The sequence below is a fragment of the Nitrosopumilus sp. S4 genome (assembly GCF_054515835.1).
The window spans coordinates 41877-58537 of sequence record NZ_CM137258.1; the positions used below are offsets into that span (position 1 = coordinate 41877).

General features: G+C 33.1%; 15 protein-coding genes. 8 read left to right on the forward strand and 7 right to left on the reverse strand.

Translation table 11 applies throughout. The features are described 5' to 3' along the window. Positions 1-7: 7 nt before the first annotated feature. Complete coding sequence (thsB, locus tag ACX119_RS00275; protein WP_459351174.1) at positions 8-1723, reverse strand: thermosome subunit beta; 1716 nt, start codon at positions 1721-1723, stop codon at positions 8-10. 103 nt (positions 1724-1826) lie between these two features. On the opposite strand from thsB, the gene ACX119_RS00280 reads away from it, so the two are divergent. Further along, complete coding sequence (locus ACX119_RS00280; protein WP_459351175.1) at positions 1827-3149, forward strand: serine hydroxymethyltransferase; 1323 nt, start codon at positions 1827-1829, stop codon at positions 3147-3149. 2 nt (positions 3150-3151) lie between these two features. Here ACX119_RS00280 and ACX119_RS00285 read toward each other — a convergent pair whose 3' ends face one another. Continuing rightward, positions 3152-6487, reverse strand: a complete 3336-nt coding sequence (locus tag ACX119_RS00285) for a DNA polymerase II large subunit (RefSeq protein ID WP_459351176.1) — start codon at positions 6485-6487, stop codon at positions 3152-3154. A 51-nt stretch (positions 6488-6538) separates the two neighbouring features. Then, positions 6539-7294 carry a phosphoglycerol geranylgeranyltransferase gene (locus ACX119_RS00290; protein ID WP_459351177.1) on the reverse strand — a complete coding sequence of 252 codons (756 nt, stop codon included), beginning with the start codon at positions 7292-7294 and terminating at the stop codon, positions 6539-6541. Between the two features lie 65 nt (positions 7295-7359). Between ACX119_RS00290 and ACX119_RS00295 the strand changes: the two genes are divergently transcribed. The 3 genes from ACX119_RS00295 (at position 7360) to ACX119_RS00305 (ending at position 8738) form a co-directional block, all read left to right on the forward strand. After that, complete coding sequence (locus ACX119_RS00295) at positions 7360-7722, forward strand: hypothetical protein (RefSeq protein ID WP_459351178.1); 363 nt, start codon at positions 7360-7362, stop codon at positions 7720-7722. A 127-nt stretch (positions 7723-7849) separates the two neighbouring features. Then, the gene (locus ACX119_RS00300; protein WP_459352037.1) at positions 7850-8452 is read left to right on the forward strand and encodes a winged helix DNA-binding protein; all 603 of its coding nucleotides are present in this window, start codon (positions 7850-7852) and stop codon (positions 8450-8452) included. Positions 8453-8576: 124 nt separating this feature from the next. Further along, entirely contained in the window at positions 8577-8738 is a 162-nt protein-coding gene (locus ACX119_RS00305) for an AbrB/MazE/SpoVT family DNA-binding domain-containing protein (RefSeq protein WP_459351179.1), read from the forward strand. 4 nt (positions 8739-8742) lie between these two features. On the opposite strand, the gene ACX119_RS00310 is transcribed toward ACX119_RS00305, so the two are convergent. Further along, a complete protein-coding gene (locus tag ACX119_RS00310) occupies positions 8743-9129 on the reverse strand; it encodes a hypothetical protein (protein ID WP_297594184.1) in 387 nt (128 codons plus the stop codon). A gap of 492 nt (positions 9130-9621) precedes the next feature. Between ACX119_RS00310 and ACX119_RS00315 the strand changes: the two genes are divergently transcribed. Beyond that, positions 9622-10824: a Cdc6/Cdc18 family protein gene (locus tag ACX119_RS00315; RefSeq protein WP_459351180.1), complete on the forward strand. Its 1203-nt coding sequence runs from the start codon at positions 9622-9624 to the stop codon at positions 10822-10824. On the opposite strand, the gene ACX119_RS00320 is transcribed toward ACX119_RS00315, so the two are convergent. Further along, entirely contained in the window at positions 10801-12246 is a 1446-nt protein-coding gene (locus ACX119_RS00320; protein WP_459351181.1) for a DNA-directed DNA polymerase II small subunit, read from the reverse strand. The two genes, ACX119_RS00315 and ACX119_RS00320, sit on opposite strands and share 24 nt — an antisense overlap. A gap of 78 nt (positions 12247-12324) precedes the next feature. Between ACX119_RS00320 and ACX119_RS00325 the strand changes: the two genes are divergently transcribed. Together ACX119_RS00325 and ACX119_RS00330 are read left to right on the forward strand one after the other, a co-directional pair. Beyond that, positions 12325-12861, forward strand: coding sequence for a stage II sporulation protein M (locus tag ACX119_RS00325; RefSeq protein ID WP_459351182.1), 537 nt, complete (start codon positions 12325-12327; stop codon positions 12859-12861). 68 nt (positions 12862-12929) lie between these two features. Beyond that, positions 12930-13871, forward strand: a complete 942-nt coding sequence (locus tag ACX119_RS00330; RefSeq protein WP_459351183.1) for a cupredoxin domain-containing protein — start codon at positions 12930-12932, stop codon at positions 13869-13871. On the opposite strand, the gene cbiE is transcribed toward ACX119_RS00330, so the two are convergent. Next, positions 13868-14584 (reverse strand): precorrin-6y C5,15-methyltransferase (decarboxylating) subunit CbiE, encoded by a 717-nt coding sequence (gene cbiE / locus ACX119_RS00335; protein ID WP_459351184.1) that lies wholly within the window; start codon positions 14582-14584, stop codon positions 13868-13870. The two genes, ACX119_RS00330 and cbiE, sit on opposite strands and share 4 nt — an antisense overlap. A gap of 2 nt (positions 14585-14586) precedes the next feature. After that, positions 14587-15078, reverse strand: a complete 492-nt coding sequence (locus ACX119_RS00340) for a hypothetical protein (RefSeq protein WP_459351185.1) — start codon at positions 15076-15078, stop codon at positions 14587-14589. Positions 15079-15150: 72 nt separating this feature from the next. Here ACX119_RS00340 and ACX119_RS00345 point away from each other — a divergent pair, with 72 nt between their 5' ends. Next, positions 15151-16659, forward strand: a complete 1509-nt coding sequence (locus ACX119_RS00345; protein WP_459351186.1) for a peptidylprolyl isomerase — start codon at positions 15151-15153, stop codon at positions 16657-16659. Positions 16660-16661 lie beyond the last annotated feature (2 nt).

Consider the following 16661-nt stretch of genomic DNA (forward strand, 5'->3'; position numbering starts at 1 on the left):
CAAAATTTTACATCATTCCGCCCATGTCAGGCATTCCACCCATACCAGGTGGCATTCCACCCATACCAGGTGGCATTCCACCCATACCAGGTGGCATTCCACCTTCTCCTCCACCAGGTGGTCCTCCACCTGATTTTTGAGTAGCTATAACGTCATCAATTCTAAGTATCATGCATGCAGCTTCTGCAGCAGCGGAGACAATCTGTAGTTTAACAACTAATGGTTCAATAATATCACTTGATTTCATATTTGCAATTTTTCCTTTCATAACATCAATACCAGTCCATTTTTCTCCTTTTTGTTGTTTTGAACGAAGAAGAGTTAGTGTATCAATAGGATCCATTCCAGCATTTTCTGAAAGTGCTAAAGGTATAGCCTCTAAAGATTCAGCAAATTTTTCTGCAGCTAATTGTTCCCTTCCTTCTAATGATTTTGCCCAAGCTCTAAGTTTGGTTGCTGCATAGGTTTCAGGTGCTCCACCACCAGCTACAATTTGTGGTTTTTCAATTACATCTTTTACAACCATTAAAGCATCATGTACTGAACGTTCTACTTCATCAACAACTCTTTGTGATCCTCCACGAAGAAGTAAAGTAACTGATTTTGGATGTTTGCATCCTTCAATGAAAACCCATTTGTCTTCTTCAATTTTTCTTTCTTCAACAATCTCTGCACCACCAAGATCTTTTTCATAAAGATCATCTAGATTGGTAACGATTCTACCACCTGTTGCTTTTGAAAGTTTTGTAAGATCACTTTCTTTAATTCTTCTAACTGCAATTATTCCAGCTTTAGCAAGATAATGCTGTGCCATATCATCAATTCCTTTTTGACATAAAACTACATTTGCTCCTGAACCAATAACTTTGTCAACCATTGTTTTGAGCATTCTGTTTTCTTCATCTAAAAATGATTTTAGTTGTTGAGGATTTGAAATGTTAATTTTTGCATCAGTTTCAGTTTTACTAATTTCAAGTGCTGTGTTAATTAATGCAATTTTTGCTCCAGTAATTTTTCTAGGCATACCTCCATGAACAACTTCTTTGTCAAGGACAATACCCTGAATAATCATAGAATCTTTAATGGCGCCACCTGCCTTCTTTTCAACTTTAATATCATCAATATCAACATCATATGTTTCACCTTCTTTTTCAGCAACTGCAAGAATAGATTTTACAATAATTTCAGCAAGTAAATCAGAATCTTTTCTTACTAGTTTAGTCTGCATTGAGGTTTTTGCAATTTTTGTAAGAATATTCTTATCATTAGGAGTAATTGTATCTGCAATACTTTCAAGAAATTGTTTTGCCTTTTTTGCAGCTTTTCTATATCCATCTACAATAATTGTTGGATGTACATCTTGATCAATTAGAGATTCAGCATTTTCAAGAAGTGCGCCAGCTAAAACAACAGCAGATGTGGTTCCATCTCCAACTTCATTGTCTGTGGTTTTAGAAATTTCAACAAGCATTTTTGCAGCTGGATGTTGAACGTCAATTTCTTTTAAAATAGTAGCACCATCATTTGTTATTGTAACATCACCTAGAGAATCAACTAGCATTTTATCCATGCCTCTTGGGCCTAGACTGGTATGGACAATTTCAGCAATTATTTTGGCAGCTGCAATATTGTTTTTTTGTGCATCTCTACCTTTTGTCTCAGAACCGCCTTCCTTTAGAAGAACAACCGGCATAGTTCCTTTGGATGTTGCTTGCATGCCCATAGATGCAAAAACTCCAGATTCCCCTTTTATACCTTCCAGATCATAGGAAGAAATTTGAAAGTATCATCGGTGTTTTTAAATTGGGAAAATAAAGTTGCCAAATATGGCTAAATCAGCTAATAAGGAATCTTATGATAAAATTTTCAGCAAATTAAAAGAACATCACAAGTGGTTTGAAAATTCCATTCCTTTGATTGCCAGTGAAAATATTCCAAGTCCGGCTGTAAGAGAGGCCACAATTTCTGATTTTGGTAACAGATATGCTGAAGGTTGGCCTGGGGAGAGAGTTTATGCTGGATGTGTCTACATTGATGATGTAGAATTTGAGTGCATGAAATTAGCCAAAAAACTTTACAAAGCAAAATTTGCCGATGTTAGACCAATTTCTGGAGTTGTTGCAAATTTAGCAATCTATTCAGCTTTTACAAATCCGGGGGACATAATGTTAGCCCCATCAATTCCTGCAGGAGGTCATATTTCTCATGGAAAAAAAGAACATTCTGGAACTGCAGGATTAGTTCATGGTTTGGAAATTGAATTCTATCCATTTGATGCAGAAGAAATGACGATTGATGTGGATAAAACAAAACAAAAAGTCAAAGAACTAAAACAAAAAAATCGACTTCCAAAAATGGCAATGTTTGGTGGTTCATTATTCTTGTTTCCTCATCCAGTAAAGGAATTATCAGATTTTCTAAAGAGTTATGATATGCATATTAATTATGATGCAGCTCATGTTGCTGGTTTAATCGCTGGAGGTAAATTCCAAGATCCGCTTAGAGAAGGAGCCGATACAATGACTATGAGTACTCATAAAACATTGTTTGGACCTCAAGGAGGATTAGTGTTAGGTTCTAAAGAACATGAAGAAGAAATTAAGAAAGCAACATTCCCAGGATTAACAAGTAGTCATCACATTCACCATATGGCTGGAAAAGCTGTTGCTTTTGCAGAAGCATTAGAGTTTGGAAAAGATTATGCTACACAGGTAATTAAAAATGCAAAGTTTTTTGCTGAGGCACTAAATAATATGGGTTTCAAAGTTTTAGGAGAAAGTAAAGGCTTTACACAATCTCACCAAATTGCAGTTAATGTTTTAGATTATTCAGATGGTGGAAAGGTAGAAGCAGATTTAGAAAAAGCAAACATTATTGTTAACAGACAATTAATTCCAGGAGATATTAAAGCTGGACGAAATTACTTCCATCCAGGTGGAATCAGATTAGGAGTTTCAGAGATAACACGTCTTGGAATGAAAAAGAACGAGATGCAAGAGATTGCTTCTTTCATTAAAGAAGTTGTAATTGAGAAAAAGGATCCAAAAAAGATTCTTGCAAAAGTAAAGGCCCTTAGAAAAAATTATCAAAAAGTCAAATTCTGTTTTGATAATAAATTGGGTGCTTATGAGTACGTAAAATTAAGATAGAATTAGGCGTAATCAGTTAGAAGTGATTGGTCGCCTTGATTTTTTCCAAATACTAATTCAATTTCATCAGATAGAGCATGAATTCTTCCTCTCTGATATTCACTAACATCGTATTTTTCAACTAGTCTCTTAGCTAGTTTTAGATATTTTTCCACAGATCCTCGGGTTATGGTAGGAATTAGTTTGTGGCCACAAATACATGTTTGAATTAAGGGCATTCTTCTATATGATTTTCCGCATCCTGTGCATCTAAAGTTCTGTCTAGCATATGCTCTGAGATTTCCCATAATGTCTGGAACAAGATGTGTTGAAATTACATTTGATACAATTTCTGAAGTGTTAACTGCATCAATTAATTCAGCATTTTTAATTTGCATATCAAATTTGTCAAGCATTGAACCAAGTGTAGAATATGCACTACGTGATTTTGAAGTTGTTAATGATGTAGTAAAATGAGTAAAAAAGTAATCATAAAATTGTCTTTCAGTTTCAAGTCGTGATTTAATAATTTCCACTGTTGTTACATCTGATGCTTTTACTTGTTGAAGAGTTGATTCAAAAAATTCAAGTGGTAAAGATTTTGTTACTTCAAGGTTATGTGCTTGTGGTTGAGATTCATGAGGTAAAACGAGAGGTTGTACTAGTAATGGTGCATCCATTAACCCACCAATTCTATCAGAAAGAAATTGTCTGGAGAAGTTGAGAAGACTATCCATTAAGAGCATTATTGAATCTGCATCACCATCTGCATCCCTTCTTTTTGCTGAATGCCAATTTGGTGTTGCAAAACAAACATGAGTTTCTGTATAACCAATAATTCTTCCTACAATACCAACAGAAGTATGTGGAGCAAGACCAATTATTAGATGTCCTATTAATTCTTCAATATTCCTTACTTTATAGAATGGGGAATTTCCATAGAATTTCTCCAGAAGTGTATCTATGTATTTACATGTTGAAACAAGATATTTTCCACTATCATATGGAATTATTACATCTTGCATTCTAAGTTCTAAAATCTGATCTGCGTTTTCAAGAGGTTTTCCTTCAATATCATGAGTATAACCCAACATTATGAGTCTCTCAATTGATGTTCCAATCCATGAAGGTTTGAACTGAGTTAAAGGTGAGTTTGTTGCGTCAAATCTTACAGTTCCATCTTTGAAAACGGTCAGCCCATTGTTTTGTCGTACTAATCCTTTCTCTAATGGTTCTGCAATCCTATCTTGATTGATAAGCTCTTTTACTCCTTTGAATGGTTCTTGTGCACGTAATCCAATTTTTTCTTGTGCTGAGAGTAGTTTTGCTTTTAGTGGAAATTCTTTATGTGAATGTGCTTGAGCCTTTCTTTTGCATTTTTCACAATATGGTTCGTTTAGTGTATCTCTACAATTTGAGCATCTATAGGTAATTGATGTTTTAATTCCACATTTTGAACATTTTATTCCAATGGAAGGCTCGTTACATTGTTCACAGTGTCGATTGTAGATGTTTGTAAAAAAATGCTCATTTCTAGAGGCTTTTAGAAGATCTCTAGTTGGTCCACCTTTATCACTAATTGGAAATAAGACATGTGTTGGAGGCTTCATTTGTCTTGCAGCTGCTTTTTCAGGTCTTCCAATTCTAACACCAATTGAAGTAGAAAATTTATTTTTAATTTGAATTCCAGATGAGGTTGTTAAAATTTGTGGAACAGATAATTCATCAATTGTTGGTTTTTCCCTAAAAAGTAAATTAAAAAATATTTTAGCTTCCTGTTCTTCTAATAAAATTAATTCATTTTTAATTTTATGTGGAACTCCTAGTTTTTCCAGAATTTTTTTACTTTGAGTTGGATATTCGATTGTTTCATCACTTACTTTATTTGGTTTTAAAAGTTCAAACAGCTCTTCTGAGGAAATCTTATCCCAAAAATACAGATAATGTGGATGTAGAGGGATTTGGAAATCAAGGGATAGTTTGATAGCTTCATCTAATGTTGGGATTTTAGTTAAAAATTGAGATAGGTGTTTGTCATCTGGTTCATATTTTTGAATTTTTTGTTTTAATTCTGCAACCCAAAATTCTTCAACATATCCTGAAGGAACAAGTTGAGCGTTATTTTCAAGAAAATCACCAAATGAAATTAGAATGTCTCCAAGATGTAAGATTTTTTCAATTTCTTTTTTGATTTCTATTCCATGTTTTACATCTCTAATTTTTACAACATCTCCATTTTTCAAACGAACAATTGGAGTGTCAATTGAATCCACAAATGCTACAGTTGCTCCCTTTCCAGGAATGTCGATTTTAACCTGAGTTCCTACTGCGATTGTATGATCTAAAATCTCTGCAATTACAGGATGAATTCCAACTGCAGCAAATCCCGTATTACAAGATCTGCCATATCTAAGTCTAAATCCTCCTAATTTGTTAGGCATAGATAAAACTGATCTACCTGTGATTACTTCACGCATTCTTTTTGCTGCTGCATCCTCTTGATTGTCTCCGGTTTGAACTGCTCCTTTCAGATCGTTAAGCCATTCCCATCCATCTAGATTATACAGTTCAATTCTTTTGAGTAGTTTTTTAGATCTGCCAATCAAACCGTCATTTAATACTCTTAATGCTCCTCCTCTAACTCTATCAGTTTTGATTCTAACCATGGATTTGTGATTTACAACTTCATAAGGATCTGTATCTACACCATCTAATTCAACTGGAAGATTAGAAATTACATGTTCAATGTCTTCATCTAAAATATGGAATTGAAAACTACTTGCTTCTCTCTCATAGATTCTTAATTCTTCAACAAATCTGCCTGTTTCATCATCAAATGAGTTTGCTTGGAATTTAGAAAGACCAGCTGTTTTTCTCACATGGTCAGCAATTAACATAGTTACTGCTGATTCTGTACCTCCTGCTGAACGCATAGGGCCTGCAATTGAAACTGAGAGGTAATCTGAACCATCTTTGTTTTTCTTTATCTTAACTTCACTGATGCCTTGTAGTGGTGCAATTGTAACCCCTTCAGTTACAATTGCTAATCCAACACGAACTGCCAAATCAAGTTTTTCTTCTAATGATGAATCAGGAAGAGTGTATTTTCCTAAAGCAATTTCTTTTGATAGAATTAATGCAGAAAGTTCCTTTCCATTAATTTTTAGAAGTTCCCTTAATGGTTCTGCAATATCAATTTCGTGCATCTTTGCAACTCTATCTGCAAGATCAAATGCAATTTTAGGCTCAATAATTCCAGATGAATCTACAAGGCTAGATTTTGCATTTGCTGCATGTTCAAAAATAGAATAAGTCTCAGTGGATAAGTTTGAGTAATAGTCTTGATAATATGCAGGCATTTTAATACCACTAATACGGGAAATAGCGTCATTTTCAGACATAATACAACATTATTGCTTGCTTCTTTGAATTGCTTTTGCTATTTCATGGAGTTTTTTGATACTTCCTCCTTTTTCGAGGAAGGTTCCAATAACTAAAGCATCAGCTCCTGCTTTGACCAAGCTTTGGGCAGTTTTAACATCCCTAATTCCACCCCCGACAATCAGAAAGCCATTAAATACATGTCTAACTGTCTTTACCATTTCAGGAGTAACATTGGTTTTTGCACCTGAGCCTGCTTCTAAGTATACAAATCTCATCCCTAAGAATTGGGCAGCTAATGCATATGCTGCAGCAATTTTGGGTTTTTCAAATGGTATTCCCCTAGCTGATCCTACAAACCATGCTGATGTTCCATCTCCTATTACCAAATATGCAGTTGGGAGTGGCTCTAAGCCAAATTTTAGGACACTTGGTGCACCTAATGCTTGTGCCTGAGTAATAAAATAAGGATTCTCAGAGTTCATTAATGAGCTAAACAGTATGGCATCTGCATCAGGAACAACTCCTGTAACATTGCCTGGGAAAAGAATTATAGGAATTTTAATTCCTTTTTTAATTCCTTTAACAACTTTAGACATTTCAATTTGATCTGTAGCAGATGAGCCACCTACAAGTATTGCAGAGGCTCCAATTTTTTCAACATCTTTTGCAAGTTTACTTGAGGCTTCTAAATTTGACACTTCAGAGTCGATTAATACGAATAATAATGCCTTTTTCTTTTTTAATTCTGATTTTAGGAATGATTCAGTTTTATTTCCAGCCATAATGGAGGTTTGTAAATGACTCTTTAAAGTTTAATTGGAATAACTGTATACAGAATTGTATAGCTATGGAAGAAGTTGAAGGATCTAATTTTAACAACATTATTAAGAAAATTATCAAAAAATCACTGTTTACTGAACGACAAATTGAAATTATTTTAAATCAGAAGAATATTCTAGAATCTAACTTTACAATTAGTAGAGGCGCCTATTACAGGCAAGTTGGGCAATCTAGAGAGAAATTAATTGGATTGTTTTACTCAATTATCCTTTTTCGTGGTTTAGGCATACTTTTGCCAGATGATATTGATGTGATTACTAAACTATCAGAGCAAATTAGTGTGATAAATGAGAGTGATATCTTTCCGGAAAGAGAAGATGAAGTGATATCTGTGATTGATAGGCTCATTCGTCAGGCATGTAGTATGTGATGTGTGTGATAAGAAAAGTTAGATTCCAATTATAATCATTGTGATGATGTGTGTGAGATTGTTAATCTAAAGTGTGAAATTTTGTTGTTCAATCACGATAAATCACGATTCAGGCGTTAATGTTGTGATGTTAGTTGAAATTCCTGATCCTGAAGTGATTTTAGGTGTGATTTTGGCATTCTTAGTAGGATTAGGTGGATTGTACTTTTATTTTAAAATCCGTCCGTTTATCAAAACAAAGGCAGAGTTAACTGATGTATCACAGGCTGAACGATTAGAATATTATGAAAGACAGTTAATTGATATGAAAATACGCCTAGATGCCTTAGAAATACAAGGAATTGAACAAAAACCAGAGGAACAGAACATCGAATTAAAGGAAATTTTAGAAAAATTAACCCAGAAAAATAATGAGGAAAAGGTTGTTGAGAAGGTACCAACAATTACACCAACTATTGAAAAAGAAATTTCCACGCCTAAAACACCTAGTTCAGACTACACAAACCCCGTTGATTTTGTGTTGCATCAAATCACAACCAAGCCTATGACATCACGTGACATACAAATCACATTAAAAAAGAGTAGAGAACACACTTCTAGGTTAATGAAGAAGTTATTTGATGATGGTTATGTACAACGAAATACTGAAAGTAAACCCTACACTTATTCAATTACAGATAAAGGCAAATCTAAAATTGGAAAGGTTGAGGTAAATCCAACAGTAGTTTAATTATTTTTTAGAAAGAAAATATTATTTTTTATGACTGATTTATGGAAAATCAGCCTGATTTTATAATTAATTATAAATTATATATTTTAATAAATTATATATATTATTAATTTATAGTAATAATATGTCTGTTCAAGAAAATGAGGTTTTAGTAAAGATCACCTCTGCAGGCACCATATCCATTCCTAAACAATTTAGAAAATTTATGGACATTCAAAAAGGCGAATATGTTAAGATGATTCTTGGAAAAGATAGATTGATTGTAAGAAAAGTGATTATTTCTTGATTTTTTATTGTTGTTTTTGAGGGATTTTAATGGTCTGATAAGTCCATTCTCTACCAGTTCTTGTCCTATCAACCCTACCTTTTGAAGAAAATCTTGACAGATAAGTGGAGATAATACTTAGTTTAATTGGTTCATTAAATTCATCTTCAAATTTCTCAAGAATATTGGTTGAGGTAAACTTGCCCATTGGGAAGAATTTATCTACAATATACCAAATTTTAGAGCCAACAGAATCCATGTTTGTTGCTTCTTGCTCTTCTTCAATATTCATCAAATCCATCATTTCAAAAATTTTTAAGACTTTATCTCTAGTTACATTTCCCTCTAATTTGATATCATAACGAGCTCCATCGGAGTCTTCCATATCAATTCTAATCCGTTTTTTAGCCATCTTTGAGATCTAAATGATCAGACGTTAACAGTTCAATTGATCCGAAAATATTTGTTAACTAAGTGGTTTGTTAACATTGACTGCCTAGCCCACGCCTGGGCCAATTTTTGTTATTAACAAAAGGTTGTAAAAACTCATATAATATTAGGGATATTTCGTGCCTGGAGTGGAAATGAAGGGGTTAGGATTAAGATATTAACATTGTTAACGTCTATCTTAACGCCTGGAATGGAAATAAAGGGGTCAAAAAGGGTTTTTTTAGAGATTTCTTAACTAATACTTAACAAAACTGTTAACCTAACCTCTTTTCAGGATTAACCCACACACCAATATTTCCACTCTATTTTTTTTAATTTATTTTTTTTAAAAGAAAATCTAAAACTAACTAAAAATAATTAATTACAAACTAAACTAGAGTAACTATTCTATTCTATACTCTCTTTATTTAGATATGAGTATGATTAGTTTGAGAGGAAACAAAGGTGTGTGAGTATGTCTGATCCGATTGATAGATTACTTGATGCAGCTGAATCTGGAAAATCCATTATTAAAAACAGAGATATCCTTCATTTTACCTATATTCCAAACACTATCCAACATAGAAACACTGAACAAGAACAGGTTACACAATCTCTATTACCCATCCTAAAACAATCAAGACCATCAAATCTTCTTGTTTATGGCAAACCAGGAACTGGAAAAACACTAGTTGTCAAAAAAGTATTATCAAAAATCCAAGAACGTGTAAAAAAATCAAACTTTCCAATAAAATTAGTGTATTCAAATTCTAAAGAGGAAACAACCCTCTATGGATTATTAGTAAGTCTTGGAAGGCAATTAGATTTGGATGAAAAAGAACTTCCGTCTACTGGACTTGCTATTAGTGAGGTATTCAAAAGACTCCTTAACAAAATTGATGAGAAAGGACTTAATGCAATCTTTGTCATAGATGAGATTGATTATCTGGCACAACTAGTCTCAAAAACAGGCAAAGATATCCTATATCAACTAACAAGGGCAAATGAACGATTAAAGACAGGCTCACTTACTCTTGTTGGAATTTCAAATGACCTTACGTTTAAGGAAAAATTAGATCCTAGGGTAATTAGCAGCCTTGGGGAAGAAGAGGTAGTCTTTACAAATTATAATGTTGAACAAATCAAAAAAATTCTTGAAGAAAGGATTTCAGAAGCCTTTATTGAAAATTCAGTAGAGGATCCAGCACTGAATCTCTGCGCTGCTCTTGCTGGAGGAGAACATGGGGATGCTAGAAGAGCAATTGACCTAATTCGAGTTGCAGGAGAAATTGCTGAACGAGAACCATCAGAAAAAGTAACAATTGACCATGTTAGAGAAGCCTCCCTAAAAATTGAAGAAAATAAAGAAGAAACATCACTCAAATCATATCCCCTACATGAGAAACTCGTAATTTTAGCAATTATGAAGGCAAATGGTTCTTCTACTGGTGAAATCTACTCATTATACAAAAGTCTCTGTAAAACAGTTGGACGTGATGAACTGACTCAGAGGAGAATTACACAAATGCTTAGTGAAATAGAACTTTCTGGAATAATTAATGGAAGATTAGTCCACCAAGGCATTCATGGTAGGACAAAAAAATACAAACTTACTATATCATCTGAAACTATCAAAAAAACATTCAAAGACGATCTAACTTTGCAAGATATTGTCTAGATTAGAATTATAATTTTCATGAAATACTTGAAAGGTTTTTAAATTTACTAAAATTGCAATTCCTGGATTTGGGGTCATCCCAACACTTGCCTGAAAAGGAGTTTGTTTTTGCCAAGAACCAGAATTTACCAATAATACCCCCTTATACATATCCAATTCAGCCCGGTGTACATGACCTACATGGAAGATATCAGGAACGTCTTCAATTACTAAAAGATCTTCCATTTCAGGAGCTATGGGGGTTTGACTACCATAAATTGGACTTAGATGTCGTGCTTTTAGCAGATGTTTCATCACATTAGTTGGTTTATCATAACTAAGACCAGGTGTAGTTTTTACAATATCATCTATACTTTGACCATGAAACATCATTACTTTAACACCATTTAATGAAACCACTGCAGGATTTCCAACCATAATCACATTTTCTCTTTCCCATAAACCTGAGTTGTATTTTTTAGGGATTGCAGGTTGTGGAAGCGCTCTCCTTCCGGGATCATGATTTCCAGGCATAATTATGATCTTTACATTTTTTGGAATCTTATCAATCAAATTTTCTACTTTAAGCAATTGTTCTTCTATAGTTTGACAGGTAAGCTCTTTATTCTGATTAGGGTATATTCCAACCCCGTCTACTACATCACCACCAATTAATACAAATCGAATCTTTCGTGCTACTGGATCTGGACTTGATATCCATGAAACAAACTGAGAAAATTCCTCCTCCATGAAATACTTACTTCCAATATGAAGATCCGACAAAAAAACCACATACGCTTCTGTTTCTGATTTAGTCTTAGCCATATCCGGAATATCTGGAAGAATCAAATCCTTGATGATGAATCCAGCATTTTTACCCAAACTTACTCTGGCCATTACAAATTGGTCTGTTAACAAAGTTCCAGCTGTTTTTTGTAATTCTTCATCAAAAACTATCCCTTCAAATGAGCCTGATGGATCTTCTAGAATTAACTTTGTAATATTTCTCTCAGAATTTCTTAGGGTTACAAGACCACACACATACATATCATCATCAGATTTGGCAGTTTTTACTGAAGCCATTGATTTGAGCATCCTAGATTCAGGCCTATCGGAGACTATTCTTTTTAGCTTGTTAAATCGACTAGAAAATAAGGCATTATACCCTTTTACTCCCTCACCTGTTGTAATTTTTCCACTTGGTTCAGATATTATCTCAACATTATTTTGGATTGTCGAATCTTCTTTAATTCCTAGATATGTTTCTAAATCATTCTGGTTAATCTGAAATAATTTTTGCCTGGTTTTTTCTTTTACAATTTCCTTAATTATTTTCTCTAATTTTTTAACATCAACATTTTCTAAAATTTTAAAGGCATCTGGATGAATTTGAAATCCTTTGTTTAAAGCATAGTTTAATGCAAAAGTAAGCTCTTTTTTCATATTCAAAAATATTATACCATTTAATTAAATCTGCGCCTGACTACCAACCCTCAAATAATGTTCAATTAGAAATAAAATGTGGATAAAAAAAGGATAATTGTATTTTTTATTTTTTTAGGAATTTTTGCAGCTACTTTCCAAATCGGTTCGCTTTCTACAATTAGTCAAGAAGAAGCAGAAGCATTCATGAAAGAATTTGAAGATCTAGTTCTAGATATTGATGCATTTGGAATATTTACACATAACACAACTATTGCATTACCCATGTTTATCCCTGGATTTGGTGTTGCTTGGGGGTTGTTCTCAGCATGGTCTACTGGATATGCTTTTGCTTCAATTGTTACCACTGCACCAATGTTGGCAAACATTCCCCCTCTCACAATCCTATTCTTATCTCCATTTGGATTGATGGAACTAACTGCATATTCTTTAGGGATTTCAAGGAGTTTTATTTTGATTAGAGCAATTTCTAAAAAAATTTCATTAAATCAATTTATCAAACCAACCATTATTGAAATTGGAATTGTAATTGCATTGCTTTTAGCAGGCGGCTACTTGGAATTTTACATGATTGAAATGGCACAAGAGGATGGGCTACTATTGCCTGAACTCTAATCTCTAGTTTCCAGCGTATTTGCCTAAACAGTCTAAAAAAATTTAGTAGTAAATTATAAACCAAATTAATGGACAGTAATGTAGTGTATACAGCAGTAACAATTTTAGCAGTCTTAGTTATTTCTTCAGGATATTTTATCAATGAATCATTTGCCGAGATTTCACCAAATAATGCATTTCTTCTAGAAGGTTCTGGATTTGCAGTTACTGAGAATTTTATCAAAATTTCAGAAATTGATCTTGGAATTTCTTCTCAAAATCAAAAAGGAAGTACAATTAACTTTGTAACAGAAGACGGTTTTATCACGCTAGATGATGATGAATTATTAATTTCAGAATTAGAAGGTAAATTCCTACGAGAAGGACAATATATCAGACTAAATGGAAAAGTTGAAAGCCAAAATGGATTTGATTCTACAATCAGTTTCTTTGGAAGATTAGTAGAGGAAAGCAAAGATGGAACAGTTTATGGATTTTCAGGTAGAATAACGACTCCTGATGAATCTTACAAAATTATTTACACTGCAAAACTATCTTCTTTAATTAAAATAAAATCTACCCCTACATCATCTGAAGTTACTTCAGATCTAACCATTCATATTCTTAAAGGGGCAGCATCAAAAGGCACTTCTAATAGTTACATTGGAATTGGTTCAGCTCAAACATCTTCCTCACAAAACATTTCCTCTCCTCTTAGATTAGGATACTTTTCTCATGACAGAATCTCAGTCCAACCTGGTGCTACAATAAAAATAGTTAATGATGATACAGTTTCTCATAAAATAATTAGTGGAACTGAAAATTATAATGATCGTCACAATCCATTTACTCCAGATGGAAGAATTTCTACAGATGTTATAGAACCTGGAAAATCTGTAAGTATTACCTTTAGTGATGCGGGTTTCTATAGACTGTATGATCCTAATTATGATTGGATGAAAATAGTTGCCTATGTATTTCCAAATTCTGATAGTCTAATTCTTGGAAAAGGCAATAATTTAGGAAATTAATTTTCCCACTGCCATCTATAATTCATGTATGAATCAAGACTAGTTTGATTAAAGACCATTACCGACAAATCTGAAAATTCTTTATCTTCTAGTTCTTTGACGGTTCCCACGAAACAAGTTTCGTTTTCAGTAGTAATTGCTTCAAAAACATGAACCTTAATTTTTTCGGTATCAAAATTATGATTTCGTAGATACTTTGCTATTTCAGATGGCATAAAATGTTTGTCTGGTTGTTTTGGCCATGGTCTTGGTACTAACACTACACTAAACCCATCGATTAGTGCTTTTTGTAATTCTAATTTTTTATCTTCAATTGGAGTAGTCACATGCATTGTAATAACTTTGGATTTATCCAAAGGAACCTGTGCTTTTGAAGCAGCAACTTGGATAGAACTAATCCCTGGAATTATCTCAACTTCTCCAAAAATTTCTATTAGTCTGTCTACAACTTCTGATTCTGAAAAATTTACATCTCCTGTAAATGGAATTACTAATTTCCTATCTCCTAGTTTTGGTAAAATTTTTTGATATGATTCTTCTTGATCACTCATTGTAATCTCAAAAACTTCCTTTCCTACAATTAGGTGCTCAATAGTCTTTAGAGTATACTTGTATCCAATTACTATATCACAATTCTCAATGACTTCTTTTACTATTTCAGTTACATATTTTGGTGAACCTGGACCAACACCTACTGCATAAATTTTTCCCAATTTTACTTTGTAAATTTCTGCCTGTCTTTAATATATTGCACAAAGGGTTTCCAATCCACTTTCATGTATTTTGTAGGCTCTTTTGCAGGATATTTTACCCAATCTTGAGCAATTGAAAATTGAAATTTCTCTTGTTTTCCATTTTTCTCATATTCTAACAGAAGACTAGTTCCCCAATCTTTTTCCTGAAAATCTATACTGGAAATTTCATCAAATGCCAATACTATATTTCGTTTATCTTCAACATCATTCATCAATTCATCCTCATCATATCCATCATGTGTTATCATGGTGTTTTTTGATTTGATAAAATTAACAACTTGTCTTTGCGTTATTGCTTTCCACCAATTTATCTTGGCTTCAGTTTTATGAATAAACATCAAATGTTTATCAGTTAAGACCAACATGCCCTCCTTTCCACCAATAGAAAAGAATTTTTTGGATTCTCTCCACACTGAAACTAAATGTGCCTGAATCTTTTCATCAGGGTCCATATCGGTGATTTACTAGGCTTTGTTAAAAACTAATACAATTGGCTTTTATGTAAGCAGATTTGAAAAAAAATATTGAAGATTATATTATTACTTGCGATATTTTCAATATTTTTTAGCAGTTTAGGATATCAAGCATTTGCACAAAGTGATGACAAAGTAGCAGTTTTGGAAACAAATCTTGGAACAATTGTAATAGAGTTCTTTCCAGAAGATGCTCCAAAACACGTTGAAAATTTTATCAGTTTAACAGAATCTGAATTTTATGATGGAACCCTTTTTCATAGAATTATTCCAAACTTTATGATTCAAGGTGGAGATCCAAATACAATTAGCGGAGATCCAAATACTTGGGGAATTGGTGGACCATCTGAAAACGTTGATGCAGAATTTAATTCTATTAAACACAATAGAGGTATTGTTTCAATGGCAAGATCCCCTGATCCAAACAGTGCTGGTTCACAATTTTTCATAGTTCATCAAAATTCTAATTTCCTAGATGGACAATACACTGTTTTTGGTAGAATAATAACTCAAGAAAGTTTTGAAACTTTGGATAAAATTGCCGCAGTTGAAACTAATGACAGAGATGCACCATTAGATGTTGAAAAGGCCAGAATCATAAAAATCTCAATTATGAATCTCTCTGAGATCTCAAATGTTTTAGAATTATCTGAACCTGAGCGTACTGATTCTGAACCAACTCCATCTACTGGAAATCAAAAATTTGAAAGCACTCAACATGAAATCTCATTTAGCATTCCTGAGGGATGGTTATTACAAGAACCTGATAAATCACAAGAAAATTCTCCTGATGTAGTGGCTGTTGGACCAAAGACAGGAGAAATTAATCCTGTAATTTCATTAACTGTTCAAGATACTAATCAAAGAACATTTAATGAATTAATTGCTGAAAAACAAAAAACAATCAAACCTGTTATTGATTCAGGCCAACTGAATATTATCTCACAAGGAAGAATAACTATTGACGGAAATGAAGCATATTCTATTGATGCCATAGGAAATTTTTCTTCTGGTGATCAATTCTTTAATGTTAAATTTAAAGAAATAATGGTTTATGGCAATGAAAAGTTTTACACATTAGCATATAGCAATGGAGTAAATGAATTTGATTCACAACTTCCTCGATTTGATGAAACTATAGATTCATTTGAAATACTAGTTGATGAATCTACTAATCCTGAATCATTTCAGGAAGGGGGTGGTTGTTTAATTGCAACTGCAACATTTGGTTCTGAATTAGCCCCTCAAGTTCAACAATTAAGGGAACTACGAGACAATACTATACTATCAACAAAATCGGGAACTGTATTTATGAGTGGATTTAATCAATTATACTATTCATTTTCACCTACAATAGCAGATCTAGAAAGAGAAATTCCAATTTTTAAAGAAATTGTTAAACTCTCAATTACTCCAATGTTATCAACTCTATCAATTCTAAATTATGCAGATATTAATTCTGAATCTGAAATGATTTCATATGGAATTGGAATTATTCTAATGAATGTTGGAATGTATTTTGTGGCTCCTGCAATTATCATCTATAAAATTAGAAAATAATT

Excerpts from the sequence above, each read along its gene's own strand:
- ACX119_RS00280 (WP_459351175.1), top strand. The coding sequence starts at position 1,827 with ATGGCTAAATCAGCTAATAAGGAATCTTATGATAAAATTTTCAGCAAA.
- ACX119_RS00320 (WP_459351181.1), bottom strand. The coding sequence starts at position 12,246 with ATGAAAAAAGAGCTTACTTTTGCATTAAACTATGCTTTAAACAAAGGA.
- ACX119_RS00310 (WP_297594184.1), bottom strand. The coding sequence starts at position 9,129 with ATGGCTAAAAAACGGATTAGAATTGATATGGAAGACTCCGATGGAGCT.
- ACX119_RS00295 (WP_459351178.1), top strand. The coding sequence starts at position 7,360 with ATGGAAGAAGTTGAAGGATCTAATTTTAACAACATTATTAAGAAAATT.
- ACX119_RS00285 (WP_459351176.1), bottom strand. The coding sequence starts at position 6,487 with ATGCCTGCATATTATCAAGACTATTACTCAAACTTATCCACTGAGACT.
- ACX119_RS00290 (WP_459351177.1), bottom strand. The coding sequence starts at position 7,294 with ATGGCTGGAAATAAAACTGAATCATTCCTAAAATCAGAATTAAAAAAG.
- ACX119_RS00330 (WP_459351183.1), top strand. The coding sequence starts at position 12,930 with ATGGACAGTAATGTAGTGTATACAGCAGTAACAATTTTAGCAGTCTTA.
- ACX119_RS00315 (WP_459351180.1), top strand. The coding sequence starts at position 9,622 with ATGTCTGATCCGATTGATAGATTACTTGATGCAGCTGAATCTGGAAAA.
- ACX119_RS00300 (WP_459352037.1), top strand. The coding sequence starts at position 7,850 with ATGTTAGTTGAAATTCCTGATCCTGAAGTGATTTTAGGTGTGATTTTG.
- ACX119_RS00305 (WP_459351179.1), top strand. The coding sequence starts at position 8,577 with ATGTCTGTTCAAGAAAATGAGGTTTTAGTAAAGATCACCTCTGCAGGC.
- thsB (WP_459351174.1), bottom strand. The coding sequence starts at position 1,723 with ATGGGCATGCAAGCAACATCCAAAGGAACTATGCCGGTTGTTCTTCTA.
- ACX119_RS00340 (WP_459351185.1), bottom strand. The coding sequence starts at position 15,078 with ATGGACCCTGATGAAAAGATTCAGGCACATTTAGTTTCAGTGTGGAGA.